Source organism: Pandoraea captiosa (assembly GCF_902459775.1).
GTDB lineage: Bacteria > Pseudomonadota > Gammaproteobacteria > Burkholderiales > Burkholderiaceae > Pandoraea > Pandoraea captiosa.
Genome location: NZ_CABPSQ010000001.1, coordinates 1,010,429 through 1,033,665, shown reverse-complemented (window position 1 = coordinate 1,033,665; position 23,237 = coordinate 1,010,429). Strand labels below are relative to the sequence as shown.

13 protein-coding genes are annotated in these 23,237 nt (G+C 64.7%); 9 read left to right on the top strand and 4 right to left on the bottom strand.

Annotation, left to right across the window (positions count from 1 at the left end; genetic code table 11):
* Positions 1 to 28: 28 nt before the first annotated feature.
* The 3 genes from PCA31118_RS04350 to PCA31118_RS04340 all read right to left on the bottom strand — a co-directional run bounded on the left by PCA31118_RS04350 (position 29) and on the right by PCA31118_RS04340 (position 4,512).
* Positions 29 to 1,594, bottom strand: a complete 1,566-nt coding sequence (locus tag PCA31118_RS04350) for an ABC transporter substrate-binding protein (RefSeq protein ID WP_246190047.1) — start codon at positions 1,592 to 1,594, stop codon at positions 29 to 31.
* Between the two features lie 92 nt (positions 1,595 to 1,686).
* Positions 1,687 to 2,460: an SDR family NAD(P)-dependent oxidoreductase gene (locus PCA31118_RS04345; RefSeq protein ID WP_150623241.1), complete on the bottom strand. Its 774-nt coding sequence runs from the start codon at positions 2,458 to 2,460 to the stop codon at positions 1,687 to 1,689.
* A gap of 360 nt (positions 2,461 to 2,820) precedes the next feature.
* Positions 2,821 to 4,512: an FAD-dependent oxidoreductase gene (locus PCA31118_RS04340; RefSeq protein WP_246190046.1), complete on the bottom strand. Its 1,692-nt coding sequence runs from the start codon at positions 4,510 to 4,512 to the stop codon at positions 2,821 to 2,823.
* A 73-nt stretch (positions 4,513 to 4,585) separates the two neighbouring features.
* Between PCA31118_RS04340 and PCA31118_RS04335 the strand changes: the two genes are divergently transcribed.
* Positions 4,586 to 4,807: an acyl-CoA carboxylase biotin carboxyl carrier protein subunit gene (locus PCA31118_RS04335; protein ID WP_150623239.1), complete on the top strand. Its 222-nt coding sequence runs from the start codon at positions 4,586 to 4,588 to the stop codon at positions 4,805 to 4,807.
* Positions 4,808 to 4,868: 61 nt separating this feature from the next.
* Here PCA31118_RS04335 and PCA31118_RS04330 read toward each other — a convergent pair whose 3' ends face one another.
* A complete protein-coding gene (locus tag PCA31118_RS04330; RefSeq protein WP_150623237.1) occupies positions 4,869 to 6,470 on the bottom strand; it encodes an ABC transporter substrate-binding protein in 1,602 nt (533 codons plus the stop codon).
* Positions 6,471 to 6,728: 258 nt separating this feature from the next.
* Between PCA31118_RS04330 and PCA31118_RS04325 the strand changes: the two genes are divergently transcribed.
* The 8 genes from PCA31118_RS04325 to glgX all read left to right on the top strand — a co-directional run bounded on the left by PCA31118_RS04325 (position 6,729) and on the right by glgX (position 23,233).
* Entirely contained in the window at positions 6,729 to 8,267 is a 1,539-nt protein-coding gene (locus PCA31118_RS04325) for an acyl-CoA carboxylase subunit beta (protein ID WP_174990320.1), read from the top strand.
* A gap of 85 nt (positions 8,268 to 8,352) precedes the next feature.
* The gene (locus PCA31118_RS04320; RefSeq protein ID WP_150623232.1) at positions 8,353 to 9,141 is read left to right on the top strand and encodes an enoyl-CoA hydratase/isomerase family protein; all 789 of its coding nucleotides are present in this window, start codon (positions 8,353 to 8,355) and stop codon (positions 9,139 to 9,141) included.
* 104 nt (positions 9,142 to 9,245) lie between these two features.
* Positions 9,246 to 10,193, top strand: a complete 948-nt coding sequence (locus tag PCA31118_RS04315; RefSeq protein WP_174990319.1) for an IclR family transcriptional regulator — start codon at positions 9,246 to 9,248, stop codon at positions 10,191 to 10,193.
* Between the two features lie 124 nt (positions 10,194 to 10,317).
* A complete protein-coding gene (locus PCA31118_RS04310; protein WP_150623228.1) occupies positions 10,318 to 11,670 on the top strand; it encodes an acetyl-CoA carboxylase biotin carboxylase subunit in 1,353 nt (450 codons plus the stop codon).
* A gap of 192 nt (positions 11,671 to 11,862) precedes the next feature.
* Positions 11,863 to 15,345 carry an alpha-1,4-glucan--maltose-1-phosphate maltosyltransferase gene (locus PCA31118_RS04305; RefSeq protein WP_246190045.1) on the top strand — a complete coding sequence of 1,161 codons (3,483 nt, stop codon included), beginning with the start codon at positions 11,863 to 11,865 and terminating at the stop codon, positions 15,343 to 15,345.
* Positions 15,342 to 18,773 (top strand): maltose alpha-D-glucosyltransferase, encoded by a 3,432-nt coding sequence (treS, locus tag PCA31118_RS04300; protein ID WP_150623226.1) that lies wholly within the window; start codon positions 15,342 to 15,344, stop codon positions 18,771 to 18,773. Before PCA31118_RS04305 ends, treS begins: the two co-directional genes overlap by 4 nt.
* Positions 18,770 to 21,106, top strand: a complete 2,337-nt coding sequence (glgB, locus tag PCA31118_RS04295) for a 1,4-alpha-glucan branching protein GlgB (protein WP_150623224.1) — start codon at positions 18,770 to 18,772, stop codon at positions 21,104 to 21,106. The genes treS and glgB overlap by 4 nt, the downstream gene beginning before the upstream one ends.
* A 3-nt stretch (positions 21,107 to 21,109) precedes the next feature.
* Positions 21,110 to 23,233 carry a glycogen debranching protein GlgX gene (glgX, locus tag PCA31118_RS04290; RefSeq protein ID WP_150623222.1) on the top strand — a complete coding sequence of 708 codons (2,124 nt, stop codon included), beginning with the start codon at positions 21,110 to 21,112 and terminating at the stop codon, positions 23,231 to 23,233.
* Positions 23,234 to 23,237: the final 4 nt, after the last annotated feature.

The following is a 23,237-nucleotide window of genomic DNA, read 5'->3' as shown; positions in this document are numbered from 1 at the left end:
GGTTTGCGAGGCGGTCTGCGTTGACGGCCTACTTCCAGCTCAGGCTGCGCAGGTTGTAATACCCGCTGCCATGCTGCGGCTCCCAGTTCAGCTTCACATCCGCCGCGAAGGTGTAATAAAGCTCGGTGATCAGCACGGCGTGACCGTCGTCATGGAGCAGGCGGCCGATCTTCCTGAAGATCTCGTCGCGTTGCTCGCGCGAGGTCGCGGCGTCGCCCTGTGCGACCAGCTGCTCGACTTCCGGGTTGAAGTAATCGGACCACGTGCCATCCTTCGTCGCTGCCCCGCTGATCGGATGTACCGGGTCGTAGATGGCGTTCGAGAATTGCATCATCGTCATCGGGCCGCCCTTGTGCGTATTGTTCAGACGACTCCACGCGGCGTAATCGATGACCTTGACATTGGTCTTCACCCCGATGGCCGACCAGTACGCCGCAATCACTTCGCAAAGCGCCTTGGGGTTATCCGTCGGGCACAGCAGATCTGTCGTGAAACCGTTGGGATAGCCCCCCTGTGCCAGGAGCTTCTTCGCCTGCGCCGGATCGTACGGATACGGCTTGAGCGTGCGATCCACGCCATAGGGGTAGCTCGACGACACGTACGAGGACATCTGTGCGCCAACGCCATGCAGTGCCTGACTGATGATGGCCTTGGTGTCGAGCGCGTAGTTCAGCGCAAGCCGCACGTCGCGCTTCGAGAGCGGCGTGCCGGGCACGTTGGAATAGAGCCGCACGGCCAGCGGGCTGCCGACCGGCACCGATTTGACGGTAAGGCCCGCGTTGGCCTTCAGGCGGGCGACATCGACGCTCGGCACATAGTCGATCACGTCGACCTCGCCGTTGAGCAACGCGTTGATGCGGCTGCTCGCCTCCGGAACGACCTTGAAGACGAGGTGCCTGATGCCGGGTTTGGGTCCCCAGTAGCCGTCGAAACGCTCCAGCGTGACGGATTGCCCGATCTTCTGTTCGACGAACTTGTACGGGCCGGAGCCGACGGGCGCCCGCGCGAAGGCCTCGGGTGAGGCCAGCCCTTCGGTGTACGTTTTCGGCACGAGCAGCAGGTACCCGGCGATCTTGTTGAGAAACGCCCCGTCCTGACGCTTCAGGTGGAATACGACGGTCGTATCGTTAGGCGCATCCACGCGATCGACGAGATTGGCGAAGTACGGGCGTCGTGTGCTTTTCGTCTCGGGCGAGAGAATGCGCTCGAGCGAGTACTTCACATCCTTGGCCGTGAGCTTCGCTCCATTATGGAATTTGACATCGTTGCGCAGCGTGAACGTGTACTGAAGCCCGTCGGGCGCGATTTTCACGCCGGTGGCCACGCTCGGTTTCAGATTGCCCTCGATGTCAAACGCATAAAGCGTGTCGAACAACTGCCAGCCGTAGCGCTGTGAATCGCCCGTGGCGGCGACCTGAGCGTCGAGATTGTTGATGTCCTTGCCGATGGCGAAGACCACCGTATCGCGGTCGACGGCGGGTTTCCCCCCGATCGCCAGCGCAACTGACGATGTCCAAAGGGCTGCGCACAGCGCGATACCCGAACCGAACCATGCCATCTTGCGTGGCCATGTTTGCAATGCCCGTGTGTGCATTGATTTCTCCGAAGAAGAGCGGTGAATGAAGCGCGGTGAACGAAGCGATGTCGACTCGGGGGCCAGTCCGTCCCGGCCCGGCCCGATCGGATTTAACGCAACGTCTCCGGACCGCCCTTGACATAGATGATCTGCCCCGAGACGAACGACGCGTCTTCGCTGCAAAGGAACGCCACGACATTGGCAATGTCTCGCGGCACGCCCACGCGCCCCAGCGGAATGTTCTTCGCGCGCTGCCGCTTGTATTCCTCGGGGTCGATGCCGCGCCGCTGCGCGGTCTGCCGCGTCATTTCGGTATCGACGAACCCCGGCGCCACCGCGTTGACATTGATGTTGAAGGGGCCGAGTTCGATGGCGGCCGTGCGCGTGAAGGCCTGAAGCCCGGCCTTGGCCGACGAGTAGTTCGCCTGCCCGCGATTGCCCAGTGCCGACGTGGAAGAGAGATTGACGATCTTGCCGCTGCGTTGCTCGACCATATGTCGTTGCGCGGCGCGCGTGCACAGGAAGGTGCCGCGAAGATGGACGTTCATCACGCGGTCCCAGTCGTCGACCGACATTTTGAACAGCAGGTTGTCGCGCGTGACGCCCGCATTGTTCACGAGCACATCGAGTCCACCGAGTTGGGCGATCACCTGCGTCACCAACGCCTCGACCTGCGCCTCGTCCGTGACATCGCAACCGAAGCCCACGGCGTCATGCCCGCCGTCGTGCTTCAGCGCCTGCGCTGCGCTTTGCGCAGCGTCCGCCGAAATGTCGCAGATGGCGACGCGCGCACCTTCCTGCGCGAACCGTTCGGCCGTCGCGTAGCCGATGCCACGCGCGCCGCCCGTGACTAGAACCACCTTTCCCTGGAAGCGATTGCTCATGCGCTTGCGTCTCCTGGTTGTGGCGCTGCCTGGTCTGTGCCGGCAGTCGTCGTAATGGAAACCAGTCTAGACACGCGCGTTGTGATGGTCAATATTTGAAACAAATTACTTTGTGTGAATTTCATCAGGGATAACTCTCGGTTCATTCGAATCACCGTCGGTTATCTTTATAACGCAAGCCGGAGCGAGTCTTTATATGGATTAGTGCTTAGTAAATCACAGCACTCCGGCATGCGTTTTCTGCGAAAATTAAGGCGACGCGCATTCCACTATTTGTACATTTAACCGATTCATCGAATTTCGCACATGCGGCATACGGCTTGTCCTGACGTTTCGGCATCGCGCGCCGCGCAAAACGCGTCACGCGCGACGAGCCTCCTTTGCGCCGGCATCGTCTTCGGTCGTTTTCGCATCGCTACCGGGGCGAGCGTCGAGCGCTGCGTTTCTTCCAGCGTTTCGTCCAGCGTTTCGTCCAGCAATTCGCCCGCCGACAATGCACTCCGCGAGATTGCCGCCCGCCATGTAGATGTGACCGAACACGCTGCCGAGCTCGCCTGCCGCGTAAAGTCCGGAAATCGGATCGCCAAACGGATCGAGCACGCGTTGCGATGCGTCGTGCACGGGCCCGCCCTGCGTATTGATGACGACCGGCCACAGCGAGGCGGCGTAAAACGGCCCCTCGCGCAATGGCGTCATCGTCTCGGCGCGACGACCGAACGCGTCGTCGCGCCCGGCGTCGCACGCGGCATTCCATTCGTTCACGGTGCGCACGAATTCCTCGGCATCGATGCCAAGCTTGCGCGCCAGCGCTTCGAGCGAATCGGCCACTTGCAGCAGGCCGTTGTCCACCTCCTTCAGATTGTCGTGACTCCACTCGTACCAGGCCTCGCGGTCGTTCGTGATCGAGCGCCCCATCGGGTACATGCGCCGACCCGCCTCGTCGAAGATAAGGAACGACGGCAGGCGATCGTGTCGGTACGTGCTGGGGTCGTAATGGTCGAACTGGCGCACGCCGGTGTCAGAGAGGTACGGCGGATACTCGTTGACGTAGCGCCGTCCACGTTGATCCACAATGATCCACGCCATCTTCGGCAGCGGCTTCGTTTCCCGCTCCGGCGTCCACATCGGCAAGATCTTGGCGTAGATGCCAAACGGATAAGACGGATCGGGATGTCGAATGCCATACGGGCCGTGGTGGTGCCACATGTGCCACAGCGCGGCGCCCGCCGCTTGCGCCATGCGGATGCCGTCTCCCGTATTGCCGCGAAAGCTGCCCGGCAACACCGGCGTCGAGACGAAGAACTGCCGCTTCATCTCCTCGTCCGCCTCGAATCCGCCACATGCCAGCACGACCGCGCGTCGGGCGCGTACGCGCACCGATACGTCGTCGCGGCGCAACACGACGCCCTGCACATCACGCTGCGCCCCCTGCACCAGTCGCTCCACGCTCGTGGACAGCCATACGTCGATGCGCCCGGTGGCGCGGCGCGCTTCAACGTTATCGAGCAGAACCTTGAAGAGCAGGCAGCCGGGGCGGAACGGGCGTGCGGCCAGATAGCCCGCAGGATCGCCGAACCCGGGGATCGATTCGATGTCGGCGTAGGCCAGCGCATCGCACCCGGGGAACGGGTAATTGCCCGCCGCCGCCTCGACGCGTACGACAGCGCCGTTGACGCGAGCGAGTTCGCGAAGATAGTCCGGCACCTGCGTCATGCCGGTCGCAAGGGCGCGCAATACGTCGTCGGGGGTGCGGCCGCCGCATGTGTGTTGCAAATAGGCAAACGCGGCGTGCGCGTCGTCGGATACCCGAACACCACCGGCGGAGAGGATCGAGATGCCGCCGGGATCGGCCATTTTCTCGACCAGCAGCACGCGCGCGCCCGCGTCGGCCGCCTCGATGGCGGCAACCGCGCCCGCTGCGCCGTAACCCACCACGATCACGTCGTATTGCGCTTGCCACGCGGCGTCCATCTTGTCCGCCTTGTCCGTCTCGTCCGTCCTGCCCGGCGCGTCCGCGCGCCGATGTTCCGATGTCTTCATGAAAGCACCCATGTTGTCGACGACTCCTCGTTGTCCATTGCTCGTCATTCGTTAAACAAATCAACACCACCCGGAGGAAACCGAAATGCCCCACCAAGCCGTTCGTTCTGAAATCACCGGCACCGTCTGTCAGGTGCTCGTCGCTGAAGGCGACGTCGTCTCCGAAGATCAGGCGCTGCTGATGGTCGAATCGATGAAGATGGAAATTCCTGTCATTGCGCCGCGAGCCGGACGCGTGACGAAGGTGCACTTCAATGTGGGCGACCCGATCGGCGAAGGCGACGACGCCATCAGCCTCGACGTCTGATCGGTCCCGGGTCGGCCTGCGCCATCGGGCGGCGTCCTGCGTGCCGCCCGATGGCGCCGACTCAATGCCACGCGACTTTGCGGAAGTTGAGGAAGCCCGAACCTTGCTGCACCTCCCAGGTCAACCCCTTCTTCTTGGCGAAGACATTGAAGAGTTCCGTGACCAGTACGGCGGAAGCGTCGTCGTGAAGGATTTTGCCGATCTTGCGAAACAGTGCGCCGCGCGCTTCGGCGCCCGTCGTGGTATCGAGCTGCTTGAGGAGCGCTTCGACTTCAGGGTTGTAGTAGTCCGACCACGCGCCGTCCTTCGAGAACGAGCCCGCCACCGGATGGATGGGGTCGTAGATCGCGTTGGTGAATTGCGTGGTCGTCATCGGCCCCGTCTTGTGCGTGTTGTTCAGGCGACTCCATGCGGCATAGTCGATGCGGTTGATGTCGACCTTCACGCCAACCTGCCCCCAATAGGCGGCAAGGGCTTCGGCAAATTCCTTGGGTGTGCCGACGGCGTCGTAGAGCTTGATGGAGAAGCCATTCGGATAGCCGGCCTGCCGGAGCAAGGCGCGTGCTTTCGCGGGGTCATACGGATACGGGGCGACGCTGGGGTCTCCGCCGTACGGGAAGTACTTCGAGATGAACGTGCCCATGGGCGCGCCAACGCCGTGGAACACGCCTTTGATGATGGCGTTTGCGTCAACGGCGTAGTTCAGAGCGAGGCGTACGTCGCGTTTGGCCAGCGGCGAGTCCGGCACGTTCGAGTAAAGGCGGACGTGCATTGGGGAAGACACCGGATTCGTGATGATGTCCAGCGCCGCGTCCTGCCGCAGGCGGGCAACCTCGGCCAGCGGGATCATGGCGGCAATATCGACTTCGCCCGACACGATCGCGTTGACCCGGCTCGACGGCTCGGGAATGTATTTGAAGACGAGCGTCTTGATGGCGGGCTTGTCGCCGTAGAAGTCGTCAAAACGTTCGAGTTCGAGGAACTGACCGACCTTGTTCGTCTTTACGCGATAGGGGCCGGTGCCGACGGGCGCGGCAGCGAACGCCTCGGCGTTCGGCAGCGATGTCGCGTACTTTTGGCCGACGATGAAAAGGAAGCCCGCAATCTTGTTGAGAAACACGCCGTCGGGTTGCTTCAGGCGAATGCGCACGGTGAGCGGGTCGGGTGTCTCGACGCTGTCGATGACTGGCGCGAAATACGGGCGACGCGTGCTTTTGGTGGCCGGGTCGATCACCCGCTCGATCGAGTACTTCACATCGGCCGACGTGAAGGTGTCGCCGTTGTGGAATTTGATGTTCGGGCGCAGCTTGAAGGTATAGGTCAGGCCATCTGCGGACATCGTGTAACTCGTCGCCATGCGCGGCACGATGTTGCCCTTGGCGTCGAAGCCGTAAAGCGTGTCGAAGATCGACATCGCGTAACGCTGGGAGTCGCCGCTTGCCGTGACCAGCGCATCGAGGCTCTGAATCTCTTTGTCGAGCGCCACGACGAGCGTGTTCCGATCGACCGCCGGCCCCGTCTTGTCGGCGGCCATCGCCGTGGACGTCAATGCCGTCGCGCTCAGCGCGCCGAGGGTGACGACCGCTGCCGCCGCCCTCGCCCGCCAGCGCCATGCCACTTGCTTCACGCGCGCTGCGGCGCGTCGTCCCGTTAATTCATTCATCTTGGCCTCTCACTTAATGTACAAATATTGGAATTGCAAAAGCATCGAAAACCCCATTCGGATGAGTGCAATTTCTGTGGCACGTTAGTGAAATATCCGCTATAAAAGCTAGGAAACATGATCTTCGATGTCAATAAGCGATCATACCGACGCGACATCGATGCTTACATGGCGCCTCATATAATCGTTATCTATTTCAATATATGGATATCCGGAAAGGCCCCTGCCTTCCGTGACCATTGCACTGCCGGGACCCTCATGGACCAACGGAAGATCGACGAACTGTATGCCCGCCGGGAGGCCATCCGGGCTTCGACCTCGGCGTCGGCCATCGACAAATTGCGCGAGCAAGGCAAGCTCACCGCACGCGAGCGCATCGCGTTGTTGCTCGACGACGGCAGCTTTGTCGAGACGGGCGTGCATGCACACAGCGCACATCCTTCGCTGCGCGAGCGCACACCGGCGGACGGCATCGTCACAGGACACGGCACGATCGACGGTCGCATCGTCTACGTGGCTGCCGACGACGCGACCGTGCTTGGCGGCACGCGCGGGCGCGTCGGTGAGATCAAGATTGCGCGCGTGCGTGAGGCCGCGCTGCGACATCGCAAACCGTTCATTGCGTTGATGGAGGCAGGTGCAGCGCGGGTGCAGGAGAGTTTCGGGGCGATGGCCGCGAATATGGGCGCGCGCTTTGCCGACCACTTCCGGCTGTCGGGACAGGTCCCGCAACTCGCCGCGATACTGGGGCCCGCTTTCGGTGGACCGTCATTCACCGCGGCACAGTCGGATTTCACGGCGCTCGCGCGCGGCACGGGCGTGATGGGCATGTCGGGCCCGCTCGTCGTCAAGGTCGGCACCGGCGAGTCCGTCACCTCCGATGCGATTGGCGGGGCCGATGTCAGCGAGACGGTCACCGGGCAGGCCGACTATGTCGGGGACACGGAGGCCGATACCTTGCGTAGCCTGCGCACGTTTCTGTCGTTCCTGCCCAGCCACAGCGGAGAACTCCCCCCGGTCGCAGGCGCGCAACCCGCGGCGCTCGACACGGCGGAAGGTCGGGACAAGCTGCGCGCGCTGATTCCCGACGTCGGGCGTCAGGCGTACGACATGAAGCGCGTGCTGAGCCTGATCGTCGACGCAGGCGACCTGTTCCATTACCGGCCGCGATACGGCCCCAATCTGATTACCGCATTCGGTCGCATCGACGGAGAACCGGTCGGCTTCGTCGCCTCCAATCCGATGGCGCGCGGCGGCGTGATGGATGAGAAGACGGCGCAGAAGGCGCGCAAGTTCGTCGATCTGTGCGATGCGTTCCACATCCCGCTCGTCTTCATCTGCGACGCGCCCGGCTTTCTCGTCGGTCCCGAGATCGAGAAGCACCGCATGGTGTCGCTTGCCGCCCGTCTGCTCAACACGGTCTGCGCGGCATCGGTGCCGAAGATCACGATTGTGGCGCGCAAGGCGATCGGACTGGCCTATCTCGCGATGTGCGGCCGCGCCATGCGGCCGGACTACCTTGCCGCGTGGCCGGGCGCGCACTTCGACGTGATGGGACCGGAGGCAGGAGTGGAACTGGTGTATGGCCGCGAAATCGCCGCCGCACCGGACCCCGCCGCGCGCAAGGCCGAGATCATGGCGCGGCTGGACGAACAGTCGAGCGCGTACGAGGCCGCTGCACAAGGCTGGATCGACGATGTCATCGACCCGGCCGAGACGCGCGACGCCATCCGTCGCGCCCTTGCGGCGTCGGCAGATTCGCGGCAACCGGGCTTCAAACACCGGATCGATCCCTGAGCACGACACCGACCGGTGCGCCGCCCGTGTCCGCGCCCTCCTCTTTTGTTTTCGTTTGAGAACTTTCCGTCAAGGCAGCTTGCCAATGGCCATCGACTTTTCCGTGAACGACGGCGTCGCGATCGTGCGACTGAACCGTCCAGAAGCGCTCAATGCCATCGACTACCCGATGCGTACCCGGCTTCAGGGGGTGTGGCGACGCATCGGCAACTCGCCCGAGATTCGCGCCGTCATCGTGACGGGGGCCGGGGACCGCGCCTTTAGCAGTGGCGCAGATCTTCGTCAGACGCCGCCCCCATCGACATCGTTCGCCGCGCAGACCTTTCGCGGCGAGGGCGCCGAGCCGGAGACCGGATCGCTCACGCTGGGCATGGACTTCGACACGCCGGTGATCTGCGCCTTCAACGGCCTGGCCTATGGCGGCGGGTTGGAGATCGGCCTGGCCTGCGACATTCGCATCGCCGCCGATACCGCACGTTTTGCGCTGCCGGAGGTAACGCTCGGATCGATGCCGGGCTCGGGCGGCACGCAGCGCTTGCCGCGTCTGGTGGGTAGCGCCAACGCTATGTGGATGCTGTTGACCGGCGAGTCCATCGATGCGAGCACGGCGCTTCGGATCGGTCTGGTCAGTCATGTGGTCGCGCCGGGCGAACTCGTCGCCACGGCGACCGGCATTGCGCGGCGCATCGCCGATGCAGCCCCGCTCGCTGTGCGCGCGATCAAGCAGGCCGCCCGTGACGGCATGGAGATGCCCTTGCCGGTGGCGCTCACCCACGAGCGGCACATCTGGGGATTGCTGCGCGACACGGACGATCGCAAGGAGGGCCGTGCCGCGTTTGCCGAGAAGCGCGCCCCGGTGTTTCGCGCAAGATGAGCGTGGCGGTTGCAGTAAAGATTGCATCGATGCGAGACAATCTCACCCGTCACTTCGCGTCACTTCGCCTGCGCGATGCAGGCATCGAAACCCGACAGGCCCTCATGACCCGAACTTCATTTCACGCCGGCGACATCGATCTCGAGCTCGCCGATGTTCAACCCGACACGTCCGCCGAAAATCTTGCCGAGACGACGGCCGATGGCGACACCCCAAATGGGCGGCGCCGCGGCCTGCCCGCCGGGCGACGGGCGAACGAGGGCACGCAGAGCATCCAGCGAGCCATCGCCGTATTGCGCCTCATCGCCATGCGTGGCCCGCAAGGTTTGCGGCTGCATGAAATCGCCGAAGGGTTGGGGCTAGAGCGAATCACCGCGCACCGCATCGTCAAGGGGCTGGCGTTCAGCAACATGCTGCAGCTCGATGCGCAGGCGCGCCGCTATTCGCTCGGGCACACCGCGTATCTGCTCGGCCAGACGGCGTCTCCCGCGTTCGATCTGAGAGAGCGTTGTCAGCCGACGTTGCGGCGTCTCGCCGAGGTTACCGGCGACTCGGTCTTCCTGATGGTGCGAAGCGGTTACGAAGCCGTTTGTTTCGACCACTTGCAGGGCAGCTACCCCATTCGCACGCACAGCCTGAAGATCGGTGCGCGTCGCGCGCTCGGCGCGGGTGCAGGCGCCATGGCGTTGCTCGCAGCGCTGCCCGACAGCGAGGTGGAGGCTGCCATCGCCGCGAACGCCGTGCACCTGCCCCGCTATCGGGACATTTCCCCCACACGCCTGCGCGACATGGTCGCCAAGACGCGTGAGGACGGCTATGCCACGAACGTGCAGACGGTGATCGCAGACGTCAGTGCGATTGGCATGACGTTGCCACGCGCGAACGGACCCGCGTTCGTCTCGATCAGCATCGCGTCGATCGCCTCGCGCATGGCGGGCACGCATCTCGACGACGCGCTGCACGCACTGCGGCAGGAGACCGGCGCGCTTGGCCGACACCTGGACGATGCGCGCGTCGCATGGGGTGGCATGGCCGATGGCGTTCTCGGCTAGCACGCCGCGCAAAGTGGCAAAAAGTAGCGAAAGGTAGCGAAGCGACTGAGCAACGTCGCCCCGGCGTATCGGCGTATCGGCGTATCGGGGGATCGGGGGATCGGCAGACGCACAAGGAGGAGACATGTTTGAGAAGGTTCTCGTCGCGAATCGCGGCGCGGTTGCCGCGCGCGTGATTCGCGCGTTGCGCGAGATGAATATTCGTTCCGTTGCGGTGTGTTCCGAAGCGGACGCCACCCTGCCCTATCTGGCGCAGGCCGATGAGGTGTATGCCATCGGCCCAGCGCCCGCAACGTCGAGCTACCTCGATCAGGATCGGCTCATGGACGTGCTCCTGCGTTCCCGGGCCGATGCCGTGCACCCCGGCTACGGCTTTCTCTCGGAGAACGCCGATTTTGCGCGCCGCGTGATCGCGGCAGGCGCGACGTTCATCGGACCGTCGCCACGCTGGATCGAGGCCATGGGTCACAAGACGCGTGCGCGCGAGCTGATGGCACGCTACGGCATGCCGATGTCGCCAAGTTCGGGGCTGCTCGACGACAACACCGAGTCGATCAGTGCGGCTGCGCGTGCCATCGGGTACCCGGTACTGATCAAGCCCGCTGCCGGCGGCGGTGGTATCGGCATGGTGCCGGCGCGCGATGAAGTCTCGCTGCTCGCGGCGATCGCTCAGGCACGTTCGGTCTCTCAAAAGAGTTTCGGCAACGCAGAGCTTTACCTCGAGAAGTTGATCGAGCGCCCACGCCACATCGAATTTCAGGTGCTCGCGGACAAAGCCGGGAATGCATGTCACTTGTTCGAGCGCGATTGCTCGGTGCAGCGCCGTCACCAGAAGGTGATCGAGGAGTCGCCTGCCCCGCTGCTTTCGCGTCGCGATATGGAGACGACGGCCGCGAAGATTGCCGGGTTACTGCAAGACATCGGATACGACGTCATCGGCACGGCGGAAACGCTGTTCGGGGCGGACGGCACCTGCAACTTCCTCGAAATGAATACACGTTTGCAGGTCGAGCACGCGGTGACGGAGGCGATCACCGGCGTTGACCTCGTGAAGTCGCAGATTCGCCTCGCGGCAGGGGAACGGCTGGCAGCGGTCGTGCCGGACGCGCCACGGGTGAACGGCCACGCCATCGAAGTGCGCGTGTACGCGGAGGATCCGGTGCGCTTCTTTCCCTCGCCGGGCAAACTCACGGCCTTCGAGCTCCCGGCCGGTGACGGGATACGCGTTGAGACGGGGTACGCTCAGGGCAACACCGTCACCCCGTATTACGATCCGCTGCTCGCGAAGATCATCGTGCATGCCCCGGATCGTGCAGCCGCCATTCGCCGCATGCGAGAGGCCCTGCAGGCGACCGGGATCAGCGGCGTGAAAACCAATATTCCCTTTGCGCTTCAGGTCCTCGACGACGAACTGTTTCAGCTCGGCCACGTCCACACGGCGCTGGGCACCGAAATCCTGGCGGGCGCACGCGCCTGACCGTTGAGTGCCGCCCCCGGCGGGCAGTCACCCGGCAATCGATGATGCCGTGAGGCGCTTTCTACAAACCTTTGCCAATAGGGGCCGGCGTAACGGTGTGAACGCCACGCGAGCGCGCGCCATCAGGGCGAGGCACGGAACTTGCAACGTCGACGATATCAAGTGCCCCTGTGGGCTCGGGAGTTCGTCGCAATGCCCCACTCGCTGTCACGCCCGATGTCAGGCAAACGTGCCCATGACACGGGCTCGCTCTCGGCTACAGATTTCAGCGCTGGCGTAGCCTCGGCTTCCGCTTCGGCGTCGGTTCCGCGCGCCGACCCGCCGCGCATTTACGCGCTGACCGCGCGGCCCCTGCCGGGGACCGACGACTGGACAGCCCTCGTCGGGCGTGTGGCCGACCTCGGCTTCTCCCGGCTGCTGATCGACGAAACATCGTTTGGCGACACGCTGACGCAGTATCTCGACGCGCCCCACCAGCGGGGGCTGGCGCTCGATGTCGCCGTGAATGCCGAAGTCGCTTATGGGGTGCCGCAAGCCTCAGAGCCGACTGGCGACCGGGGCAACGACGACCCGCCCGATCCGCGGCGGCTCCCTCTGCGCTCCCCCGCCCTCTCGCCTGCACCATCCGCATCGTCCGGTGCTGCCCCGTCTGAGGCGGATCGTCCGACCGACGGATCACGGTCCGAAAATGATGCCTCCGACGGCCTCGCCACCCGACTGCACAAGCTGGCCATGCAAGGCGTCGACGGCTTTTGCCTGCGTCATCTCAACGCCCGACCCAGCGCGGCCTGGCGACGCCTGATCCACGATATGCGACGCCACTACCCGGCGCTTCAATGGTTCGGCTGGACGCCGGGCCTGCCCCGGGAGCAGATGATCGCCATGGCGGACGCGGGCTTCGACGGCGTCTTCCTCTCGTCGTGCTGGTGGGATATGCGCGCGTCCTGGCTCTTCGACGAGCATGCCGATCTCGCGAGGTGCGCCTGGCGTATCGCCTTGGCAGGCGACCCGTTCGAGACGCCGGACGACCTCGTCGCGCGCAGTCACAACGTGCTCGAATGCGCGCGTTCTCTGCAACTTGCCTTCGAACTTGGGGACGGCGTTCTGATGCCGGCGGGCATGGAGTTCGGCCACGCGCATGCGGCAAGCGAACTGCCGGTCGCCGGACCGCCCACCGATGCAGCCGCCGCGTCCGCGCACGAGATCGACTTTGGTCAGACCATCGCGGCAGGTAACCGGCGGTTAGTCGCCAATGCGCAACGCGCCGACAATAGCAACGATGGCAACGATAGCAACGATAGCGACGGCGCCTCGCGCGCGCATCCTGCCGCGCGGGCGTTTCTGCGGTCGCTGTCCGGTGGCGACGCGGCGATCACGCTCGTCACGCAGGAGATCCCCGGCGCGACGCGCAGCCGTGTGGTGGCGATCAACCGCAGCCTCACGAGGGCCGCCACACTTGCCATGTCGAGCTGCGCGAATGTCGATCACGTCAAGCTCACACCGCTCGATGCACATGGCAATGCCGTGGGTGCGCCGCAGGCGTTGACGCACATTTCGCTCGCCCCCGGCGAGGTCCGTGTCTGGCAGGCCGAAACGGATCGCTACGTGTCTCGACACGTGTGGCCCAAGGCAAAGTTGGGCACGACGAGCGAGCCGGAGCGTCGCGCAGTGCGCGAGGCGGCGGCCCAGTCGCGCGTTGTGATCGAGGCCGTCGAACCATCTCTGGAAAACGGACGATTCGCGTCGCGCGCCGTGGTGGGCGAAACGCTCCCGATTTCTGCCGACGTCTTCACAGACGGCCATGCCCTGCCCAGCGCCGTCTTGCGATGGCGAGCCCTTGACGCGACCGCGTGGCAGGAAATTCCCATGACGCCGATCGGTAACGACCGCTGGCGGGCCGAGTTCCGCGCGACGCGTCTGGGCCGCCACGAATATCAGACCGAAGCGTGGCAGGACCCTTATGTGAACTGGTGCCGTGAAGTGGCGAAGAAGCTCGATGCAGGACAGTCCGTGACGCTGGAGATCCAGGAAGGCATCGCGTGCCTGAAAAAGATCGCCGGGCAGGCAACGTCGGCGCGCGTTCGCAAGGCGCTGGACGGCATTGCGGCACAGGCCGAGGCGCAGGACCCTGCTACCGCTTCTCTGGCGTATTCCACCCTGAGTGCGCCGGCGACGCTCGATGCCGTGGCCGCCGCACGTTATCGTCCGTTCGTGACGCGTTCGTCGGTGCTCCCGCTCGACGTGGAGCCACCGGAAGCCGCATTCGCCAGTTGGTACGAACTGTTTCCCCGCTCGCAAAGCGGTGACCCCGGCAGGCACGGCACGTTCGACGACGTCATCCGGCGGCTGCCGTCCATCGCCGCGATGGGGTTCGACGTGCTCTACATGCCGCCGATCCACCCCATCGGACAAACGCATCGCAAGGGCCGCAACAACCGGCTCGACGCGCAACCCGGCGATCCGGGCAGCCCGTACGCGATCGGCGATGCGTCCGGTGGCCACGACGCCATTCACGCGGAGCTGGGCACGATCGACGATTTCCGCCGCTTGCGTCAGGCCGCAAGCGCTCACGGGCTGCGTATCGCGCTCGATTTTGCGGTGCAATGCTCGCCCGATCATCCCTGGTTGCGGGAGCATCCGGGTTGGTTCGACTGGCGTGCGGACGGTTCACTGCGCTATGCCGAGAATCCGCCGAAGAAGTACGAAGACATCGTCAACGTCGACTTCTACGCGCCGGACGCGGTGCCCGGGCTGTGGCTCGCGCTGCGTGACATCGTGCTGTACTGGATATCGGAAGGCATCGACCTGTTCCGTGTGGACAACCCCCACACCAAGCCACTGCCGTTCTGGGAATGGCTGATTGGCTCCGTGCGGGCCGCGCACCCGAGAACCGTGTTTCTGGCCGAAGCGTTCACGCGTCCGAAGCTCATGTACCGGCTTGCCAAGATTGGCTTCTCGCAGTCGTACACCTATTTCACGTGGCGCGAAACAAAGACCGAACTCACCGAGTATCTGACGGAACTTCAGCAGCCGGACATTGCGGCGTGCTTTCGTCCGCACTTCTTCGTCAACACGCCGGACATCAATCCGTATCACCTGCAAACCGGCGGGCGTGCGGTCCATCTGGCGCGCGCGGCATTAGCCACAACGCTCTCGGGACTGTGGGGCATGTACAGCGGATTCGAACTCTGCGAGGCGACGCCGATTCCTGGGCGCGAGGAGTATCTCAACGCCGAGAAGTATGAGATTCGGGCATGGGATTGGGCACGCCCGGGCAATATCGTGCGCGAGATCACAGTACTCAACCGAATCCGCAAAGGTCACCCGGCGTTGCAGACGCATCGCGGCGTGACTTTCCTGAACGCCGACAATCCGCACGTTCTCTACTTCGAAAAGGCCACCGCCACGCGCGCGGATGTCGTGCTCGTCGCCGTCAACCTCGACGCCCGTCAGGCGCATGACGCCACCATCGAGCTGCCGCTCTGGCGATGGCAGTTGCCGGACGATGGCGCGCTCGAGGCCGAAAACCTGCTCGATGGCGCGCAATTCGTGTGGCACGGCAAACACCAGCGGGTTCACCTTTCCCCCAACGCGCCCTATGGCATCTGGTCCGTTCGTCCCAGGCGCGAGATCGCCGAAGACGATGAAATCGACCCACGCCGGGAGACCACATGAAACGAGAACCCCGGCTCGGCAACGCCGCGCTGCGCGACGATCCGCACTGGTACAAGGACGCGGTCATTTACCAGTTGCATATCAAATCGTTCTACGACGCCAACGGCGACGGCATCGGCGACTTCGCCGGCCTCATCGAAAAGCTCGACTACATTGCCGAGTTGGGCGTCGACACGCTCTGGGTGCTGCCGTTTTACCCGTCGCCTCGCCGCGACGACGGTTACGACATCGCCGAATATCGCGGGGTGCATCCCGATTACGGCACGATCGCCGACGTTCGCCGTCTCATCGCGGAAGCGCACGCCCGGGGCATTCGCGTCATTACGGAACTCGTCATCAATCACACCTCCGACCAGCATCCGTGGTTCAAGCGCGCATGCCTGGCGCGCCCCGGCTCGTCGCATCGCAATTACTACGTCTGGTCCGACACGGGACGCGAATACGACGGCACGCGCATCATCTTCGTCGACACGGAGGTCTCGAACTGGACTTGGGAGCCGACGGCGGGCGCCTATTACTGGCACCGCTTCTACTCGCATCAACCCGACCTGAATTTCGACAATCCCCAAGTGTTGCGCTCGGTGCTCGGCGTGATGCATTTCTGGCTGGGGATGGGGGTCGACGGACTGCGGCTCGATGCCGTGCCGTACCTCGTCGAGCGTGAAGGCACGAGCAACGAGAACCTGCCGGAGACGCACGCCATTTTGCGTCGCATTCGGGCCGATCTCGATGCCAAGTATCGCAACCGCCTGCTGCTGGCCGAAGCCAATCAGTGGCCGGAAGACGTGCAGCAGTACTTCGGGGCGGGCGACGAATGTCATATGGCGTTCCACTTTCCGCTCATGCCGCGCATGTACATGGCGATCGCGCGGGAGGACCGGTTCCCGATCACGGACATCCTGAGCCAGACCCCGCAGATTCCCGACGCCTGCCAGTGGGCGATCTTCCTGCGCAATCACGACGAACTCACGCTCGAAATGGTGACCGACAGCGAGCGCGATTACCTGTGGGAAGTCTATGCGTCCGACCGGCGGGCGCGCCTGAATCTCGGCATACGGCGCCGCCTGGCACCCTTGCTGGAGCGTGACCGGCGTCGCATCGAGCTGATGAACAGCCTGTTGTTGTCGATGCCTGGCACGCCGGTGATCTACTACGGCGACGAGATCGGCATGGGCGACAACATTCATCTGGGCGATCGCGATGGCGTGCGCACCCCCATGCAATGGTCTTACGACCGCAACGGCGGCTTTTCGCGGGCCGACCCCGAGCTGCTGACGTTGCCCGCGATTCAGGGCGCGTTGTACGGCTACGAGTCGGTCAACGTAGAGAGTCAGGCACGCGATCCGCACTCGCTGCTGAACTGGATGCGACGCCTGATCGCCACACGCCGCTCCCGGCGCGCGTTCGGTCGGGGCACCATCGAATTCCTGCATCCGACGAACCGCAAGGTGCTGGCCTACCTGCGCGAGCATGCGGACGAGGCGCCGCTGCTGTGCGTGGCCAACCTGTCCCGTGCCTCGCAGGCCGTAGAGCTCGATCTGTCGCGGTTTGCCGGGCGCACGCCGGTGGAGTTGCTGGGCGGCACGGCGTTCCCGGCGGTCGGTCAGTTGACGTATCTGCTGACGCTGCCGCCTTACGGCTTCTATTGGTTCGAGCTGACCGAAGCGACGCAGGCGCCGCGCTGGAACGACGAAGCGTCCGAGCAGCTTCCCGAGTTCACCACCTTCGTCTGGCGCGCGGGGGCGCCGTTGCTCGATGCTTCGATTTGCGACGCCATCTCAAAGACCATTCTGCCGCGCTATCTGCCCAGACGGCGGTGGTTTGCGGCGAAGAACGCGCAGCTGCGGGCGACCCGGCTGAGCTGTGTCACGCAACTCATGCAAGGCACGCCCGAGGGCGGCCCGGACGCCCCGATCTGGTTGTGCGAAGTCGAAGCGCACCTCGATGCGGATGGCGCCGATGGCGCTGACGGCCAAGGCCAAATCCAGACGTATCTGCTGCCGCTCACCGTCGTCTGGGAGCAGCCCGGCATGCGTCCCTTGCCGATTCAGCTCGCCCTCGCACGGGTGCGACGCGGCGGGCGTGTGGGCTATCTCGTCGATGCCTTTGCGAGCGAAGCGCTCGGACCGGTGCTTGCGGGTCTGATGCAAGCGAACGCGCGCGTGCCGGTGCAACGCCCGGGCGGCACCAGCGGCACCAGCGCAACGAGTGATAGCGAGCCCAGCAACGGCGCGGCGCCTGGCGTTTTCGAGTTCGAAAGCGCCGCCGTGCTCGCCCAGGAGCCGATTCCTCCCGGCGAGGCCACGCAATGGATGGCTGTCGAGCAGACCAACAGTTCGTTGGCGATGGGCAATTCGCTGGCGCTCAAGCTGGTTCGGCAGGTCGTGCCCGGTGTGCATCCCGAGGCCGAAATGCTGCGTCGGCTGAGCGAGTGCGGTTTCGCCAACTCGCCGGAGTGGCTCGGCGAAGTCCGTCGGCACGATGCCGACGGAACGCCCCACACACTCGCGATCCTGCAACGCTTCGTGGGCAATCAGGGCAACGGCTGGAACTGGGGCTACGACACCCTCTCACGGCTCATTGAAGCGCTTTCGCACGATGAAGTCAGCGCGGGGGAAACGCGCGACGAAGCCGCGCCCTACCTGCAATTGGCTACCCAAATCGGCAAGCGCCTTGGCGAGATGCATCTCGTGCTGGCGCAGGACACGAACGACGAGGCGTTCTCGCCCGTCGTCGCGAACGACGCCATACTCGCGCGCTGGACTTCGCATGCGCAGGCGATGGTGTCGCAAGCGTTCTCCCGGCTTGAGGCGTACAAGGCGACGGTCGTGGATCTGCCGGACGCCAACGCGCAGATGTCAGCCATCGAGTCGTTGCTAGGTCGGCGCCAGGAAGTCATCGACCGGCTCGCCGAGCTGGTGCAGCAAGGCGCCGGTACGATTTGCCAGCGCGTGCATGGCGACTTTCACCTCGGACAGGTGCTCGTGACGCCCGGTGACGTAGTCATCATCGACTTCGAAGGCGAACCGGCCCGCGAGGTTTCAGTGCGGCGCGAGAAGACCAGTCCGCTGCGCGATGTGGCCGGATTGCTGCGCTCGCTGGACTACGTGGGACGCGCTGTCGCCAGTACGGAAGAACCGCTGCCCGCGCCGATGCTTGCGCGTCGCGAAGCGCTCCTGCAACAGATCATGGACGATGCGAGCCAGGCCTTTCTCGACGCCTATGCGCGAGCGGTGGCCTACGGCGCGCCGCGACTGGCCGAGACCTTCGCATGCCGCGCGTTACTCGATGCTCAACTGCTGGAGAAAGCCGCGTACGAAATCGTCTACGAGTGCGCAAACCGGCCTGCGTGGCTCTGGGTGCCGCTCGCGGGATTCGAGGCCCTGGTGGCGCGCTTGCTCGGCCCGAAGGAGGACGCAGCCTCATGAACCGTGCCCTGCCCTCGTCGCGCCACGCCGAACCCCAGAGCAGTGAACGGATACCGGTCACGTCCGCAGACGACTTGCATGCACTGATCGATGCTCGCCACCCCGACCCGTTTTCGGTCCTTGGGCCGCATCGCGATGGCGATAGCGACGACTGGATCGTCCGCGTTTTTCTGCCGGGTGCGCTTGGCGTCGCACTGGAAACCCTGCCGTCGCCGGATGGCGAAATGCATCCGATGCACCGGGTGCATGCGGACGGTCTGTTCGTCGCTTACGTGCCCGCGTTGGCGTGGGGCACGGATCGCGGTCCGCCCCACCGTCTGCGCTACCGTCTTCATATCGACTGGCCGCAGGCGCGCCAGATCACCGCAGACCCCTACGCCTTCGATCTGCTGCTCGGCGAGCTCGACCTTCATCTGCTGCGCGAGGGGCGGCACTGGCAAATCGGCGACTGTCTCGGCGCCCACGCCATGTCGGTCGACGAGGTGCCGGGTGTGCGATTTGCCGTGTGGGCGCCCAATGCCAGTCGCGTGTCGGTGGTCGGCGATTTCAACGGCTGGGACGGACGTCGGCATCCCATGCGATTGCGACATGACGCCGGCGTCTGGGAACTGTTCATTGCGCATCTGGGCGCGAACGAGCGGTACAAATTCGAGGTGCGTACCGCAGGCGGAACGGTGCTGCCGCTCAAGGCCGATCCGCTCGCGCGCATGACCGAGGCCCCGCCGGCGACCGCGTCTCGCGTGGCCAGCGCGTCGCCCTTCGTCTGGCACGACGAGGCCTGGCTCGACGAGCGTGTTCACCGAGTCGCGGCGAACGCGCCCGTATCGATCTACGAAGTCCATGCCGGGTCCTGGCTTCCCGCGCATGGCGACGGCCAGCCGCCGCCCGATTGGGATGCGCTCGCCAGCCGCCTGATTCCCTATGTGCGAGACATGGGCTTCACCCACATCGAGTTCCTGCCGGTCACCGAACACCCCTTCGCGGGGTCGTGGGGCTATCAGCCCTTGAGCCTCTACGCCCCGACAGCGCGCTTCGGGGACCCTGCGGGCCTCGCGCGTCTCATCGATGCCGCCCATGTCGCGGGACTGGGGGTGATTCTCGATTGGGTCCCGGCGCACTTTCCGTCCGACGTGCATGGCCTCGCCCACTTCGACGGCACGGCGCTCTACGAGCATGCCGACCCGCGCGAGGGGTTTCATCAGGACTGGAAGACGAGCGTTTACAACCTGGGCCGACGTGAAGTCGTCAACTTTCTGATTGGCAGCGCCCTCGACTGGCTGCGTCGTTTCCATGTCGACGGACTGCGCGTGGACGCGGTCGCATCGATGCTCTACCGCGATTACAGCCGCAAACCGGGGGAATGGGTGCCGAACCGGTATGGCGGGCGCGAAAACCTTGAGGCCATCGCGTTCCTGCAGATGCTCAGCGAGCGCGTGGCGCAAGCGGCCCCCGGCGCGGCGCTGTTCGCCGAGGAATCGACGGCGTGGCCGGGCGTGAGCGCGCCGGTGGCGTCCGGCGGACTGGGCTTCGATTACAAATGGAACATGGGCTGGATGAACGACACGCTGCGCTACATGGGGCGCGATCCCGTGTATCGCCGTCATCATCACGACGATCTGACGTTCGGCCTCGTGTACGCGTTTTCGGAACGCTTCGTGCTGCCGCTCTCCCATGACGAGGTCGTGCACGGCAAAGGTTCGCTGATCGGACGGATGCCAGGCGATGCGTGGCAGAAACACGCCAATCTGCGCGCGTATCTGGGCTTCATGTGGACGCATCCCGGCAAGAAGCTGCTCTTCATGGGCGGCGAGTTCGCCCAACAGGCGGAATGGAACCACGATGCGCCGCTCGCCTGGCAGCAACTTGACGACCCGGCCGGCCGGGGCGTGCAACGTTGGGTGCGCGATCTGAATCGATGCTATCGCGCGATACCCGCGCTGTACCGGCTCGACGCCGAGGGGGCCGGCTTCGCGTGGGTTATCGGCAACGACCGCGACAACAGTGTGCTGGCTTACCTGCGCTTCGGCACCCCTTCTCATGAGGACATGGCGGCGCGGGACGTCTGTCTTGTCGTCGTCAATTTCACCCCGATACCGCGCCACGACTATCGCGTTGGCGTGCCGGTCGCGGGCCGCTGGCGGGAAGTGCTCAATTCCGATTTGCCGTGCTATGGCGGGAGTGGCGTCACCAATGGTGGCCCACACGGTCAGCATGCACAGCATGGCCACCATGCCCCTATCGAAACCCAGGGCGTGCCGTCGCATGGACATCCGGTGTCCCTCGGACTGACGTTGCCGCCGTTGGGTTGTCTTGTGCTGACACCGGAGGAATAGCCGATGCCACATTCGCACATCGACAAACTGCTCCCCGGTCGTCCCTCTCCCCTTGGGGCCACATGGGACGGTCTGGGTGTGAATTTTGCCGTGTTCTCGGCCAATGCCGAGCGTATCGATCTCTGTCTGTTCGACGAACGCGGTCGCAAGGAGCTCAGACGCCTGACGCTGCCCGACTGTACCGACGAGATCTGGCACGGCTACCTGCCCGGCGCCGGGCCGGGACTGGTCTACGGATACCGGGCGCATGGCCCTTATGCGCCTGAGCAAGGTCACCGTTTCAATCCTGCCAAGCTCCTGCTCGATCCCTACGCGCGAGCTTTGCTCGGCAAGGTGCGGTGGTCCGACGCGCTTTTCGGTTACCGCGTGGCGTCGCACAAGGCGGATCTCTCCATCGACCGGCGCGACAGCGCCCCCGCCATGCCGAAGGCGGTGGTCGTCGAAGCCCCCGATACGTTGCGTCACGACACGCGTCCGCATACGTCGTGGGACGACACGGTCATTCTGGAGACGCATCTGCGGGGCATGACGATGCAGATGGACGGGCTGCGCCAGCCGGTGCGCGGCACGTTCGAGGCGCTCGCGTCGCCGAGAGTTGTCGAGCACCTGCACCGGCTTGGCGTCACTGCCGTGGAGCTGCTGCCGGTTCACGCCTTCGTGCACGACCGGATACTCGTCGACCGAGGATTGCGCAATTTCTGGGGCTACAACACGCTGGCGTTCTTCGCGCCGGAGTCGTCCTATCTGGGCAACGGTGGCGTGGACGCTATGCGGCGCGCCGTGCGGGCGCTGCATGCCGCGGGTATCGAGGTCATTCTGGACGTGGTCTACAACCACACCTGCGAGGGCAACGAACTCGGACCGACGCTCTCATGGCGAGGTTTCGACAACGCCAGCTACTACCGGCTCGTGCCCGGCGACGAGCGGTATTTCATCAACGACACCGGATGCGGAAACACCGTCAACCTGTCGCATCCCCGCGTGTTGCAGATGGTCATGGACTCGCTTCGGTACTGGGTCGAGACGATGCAGATCGACGGCTTTCGTTTCGATCTGGGCGTAACGCTCGGGCGCGAGGGCTATGGCTTCGATCCGGGCGCGGGCTTTTTCGACGCCATCGGACAGGACCCGGTGCTGGCACGCACCAAGCTCATCTCCGAGCCGTGGGACATCGGGCCCGACGGCTATCAGTTGGGGCAGCACCCGCCCGGATTCGCCGAGTGGAACGGCAACTTCCGTGACAGCGTACGCCGGTACTGGCGCGGTGACGACGGGATTCGCCCGGACATCGCGGAGCGTCTGCTGGGCTCGGCGGGCCTGTTCGCGCGCCGCTGGCGCAAGCCGTGGGCATCCCTGAACTTCATCACCGCCCACGACGGCTTCACGCTGGCCGACCTGACGTCTTACGCCGAACGTCATAACGAGGCGAACGGCGAGGAAAACCGCGACGGCGCCGGCGAGAATTTCAGCGCCAACTGGGGGGCGGAAGGGCCGACCGAAGACGCTGGCATCGTCGCCCTGCGCGAACGGGTACGGCGCTCCCTGCTGATGACGCTGCTGTTTGCGAGCGGCACGCCGATGATGCTCGCCGGCGACGAGTTCGGCCGCACGCAGCGCGGCAACAACAATGCGTACTGTCAGGACAACGACATCTCGTGGCTTAACTGGCGTCAGGCGGCCGAGCCGGCGGGCGTGACGATGACCGACTTCGCTGCGCGCGCGATTGCATTGCGCCGCGAGATCCCGCTCCTGCGCATCGTGCGCTTCTCGTCGGCGCCGGAGTGGGTTGGCGACGACCTGCCCGGCATCTCCTGGTACGACGAACGCGGGTTGCAACTCGCCGACGAGGACTGGCACAACGTGAAGGGTCGCGCGCTCGTACTGCGTCGGGCCGCGCGACGCCCGGATGGCGGTATCGACATCGCGCTGTTGATGATGAACGCCGCAGACGTGCCGCTGTTGTTCCGCTGGCCACCGCCGGGAGAGGACTGGCAACTGCACCTCGACTCCGCCGACCCCGCGCGCGAACGCATGTCCCTGGACGGGGAAGGCGTGCAGATCGAAGCGCATGCCGCGATGGTCGTGACCGGCCGATGGCGCGACAGCCCGGCGGCCTGCGCCGCCTGATCCG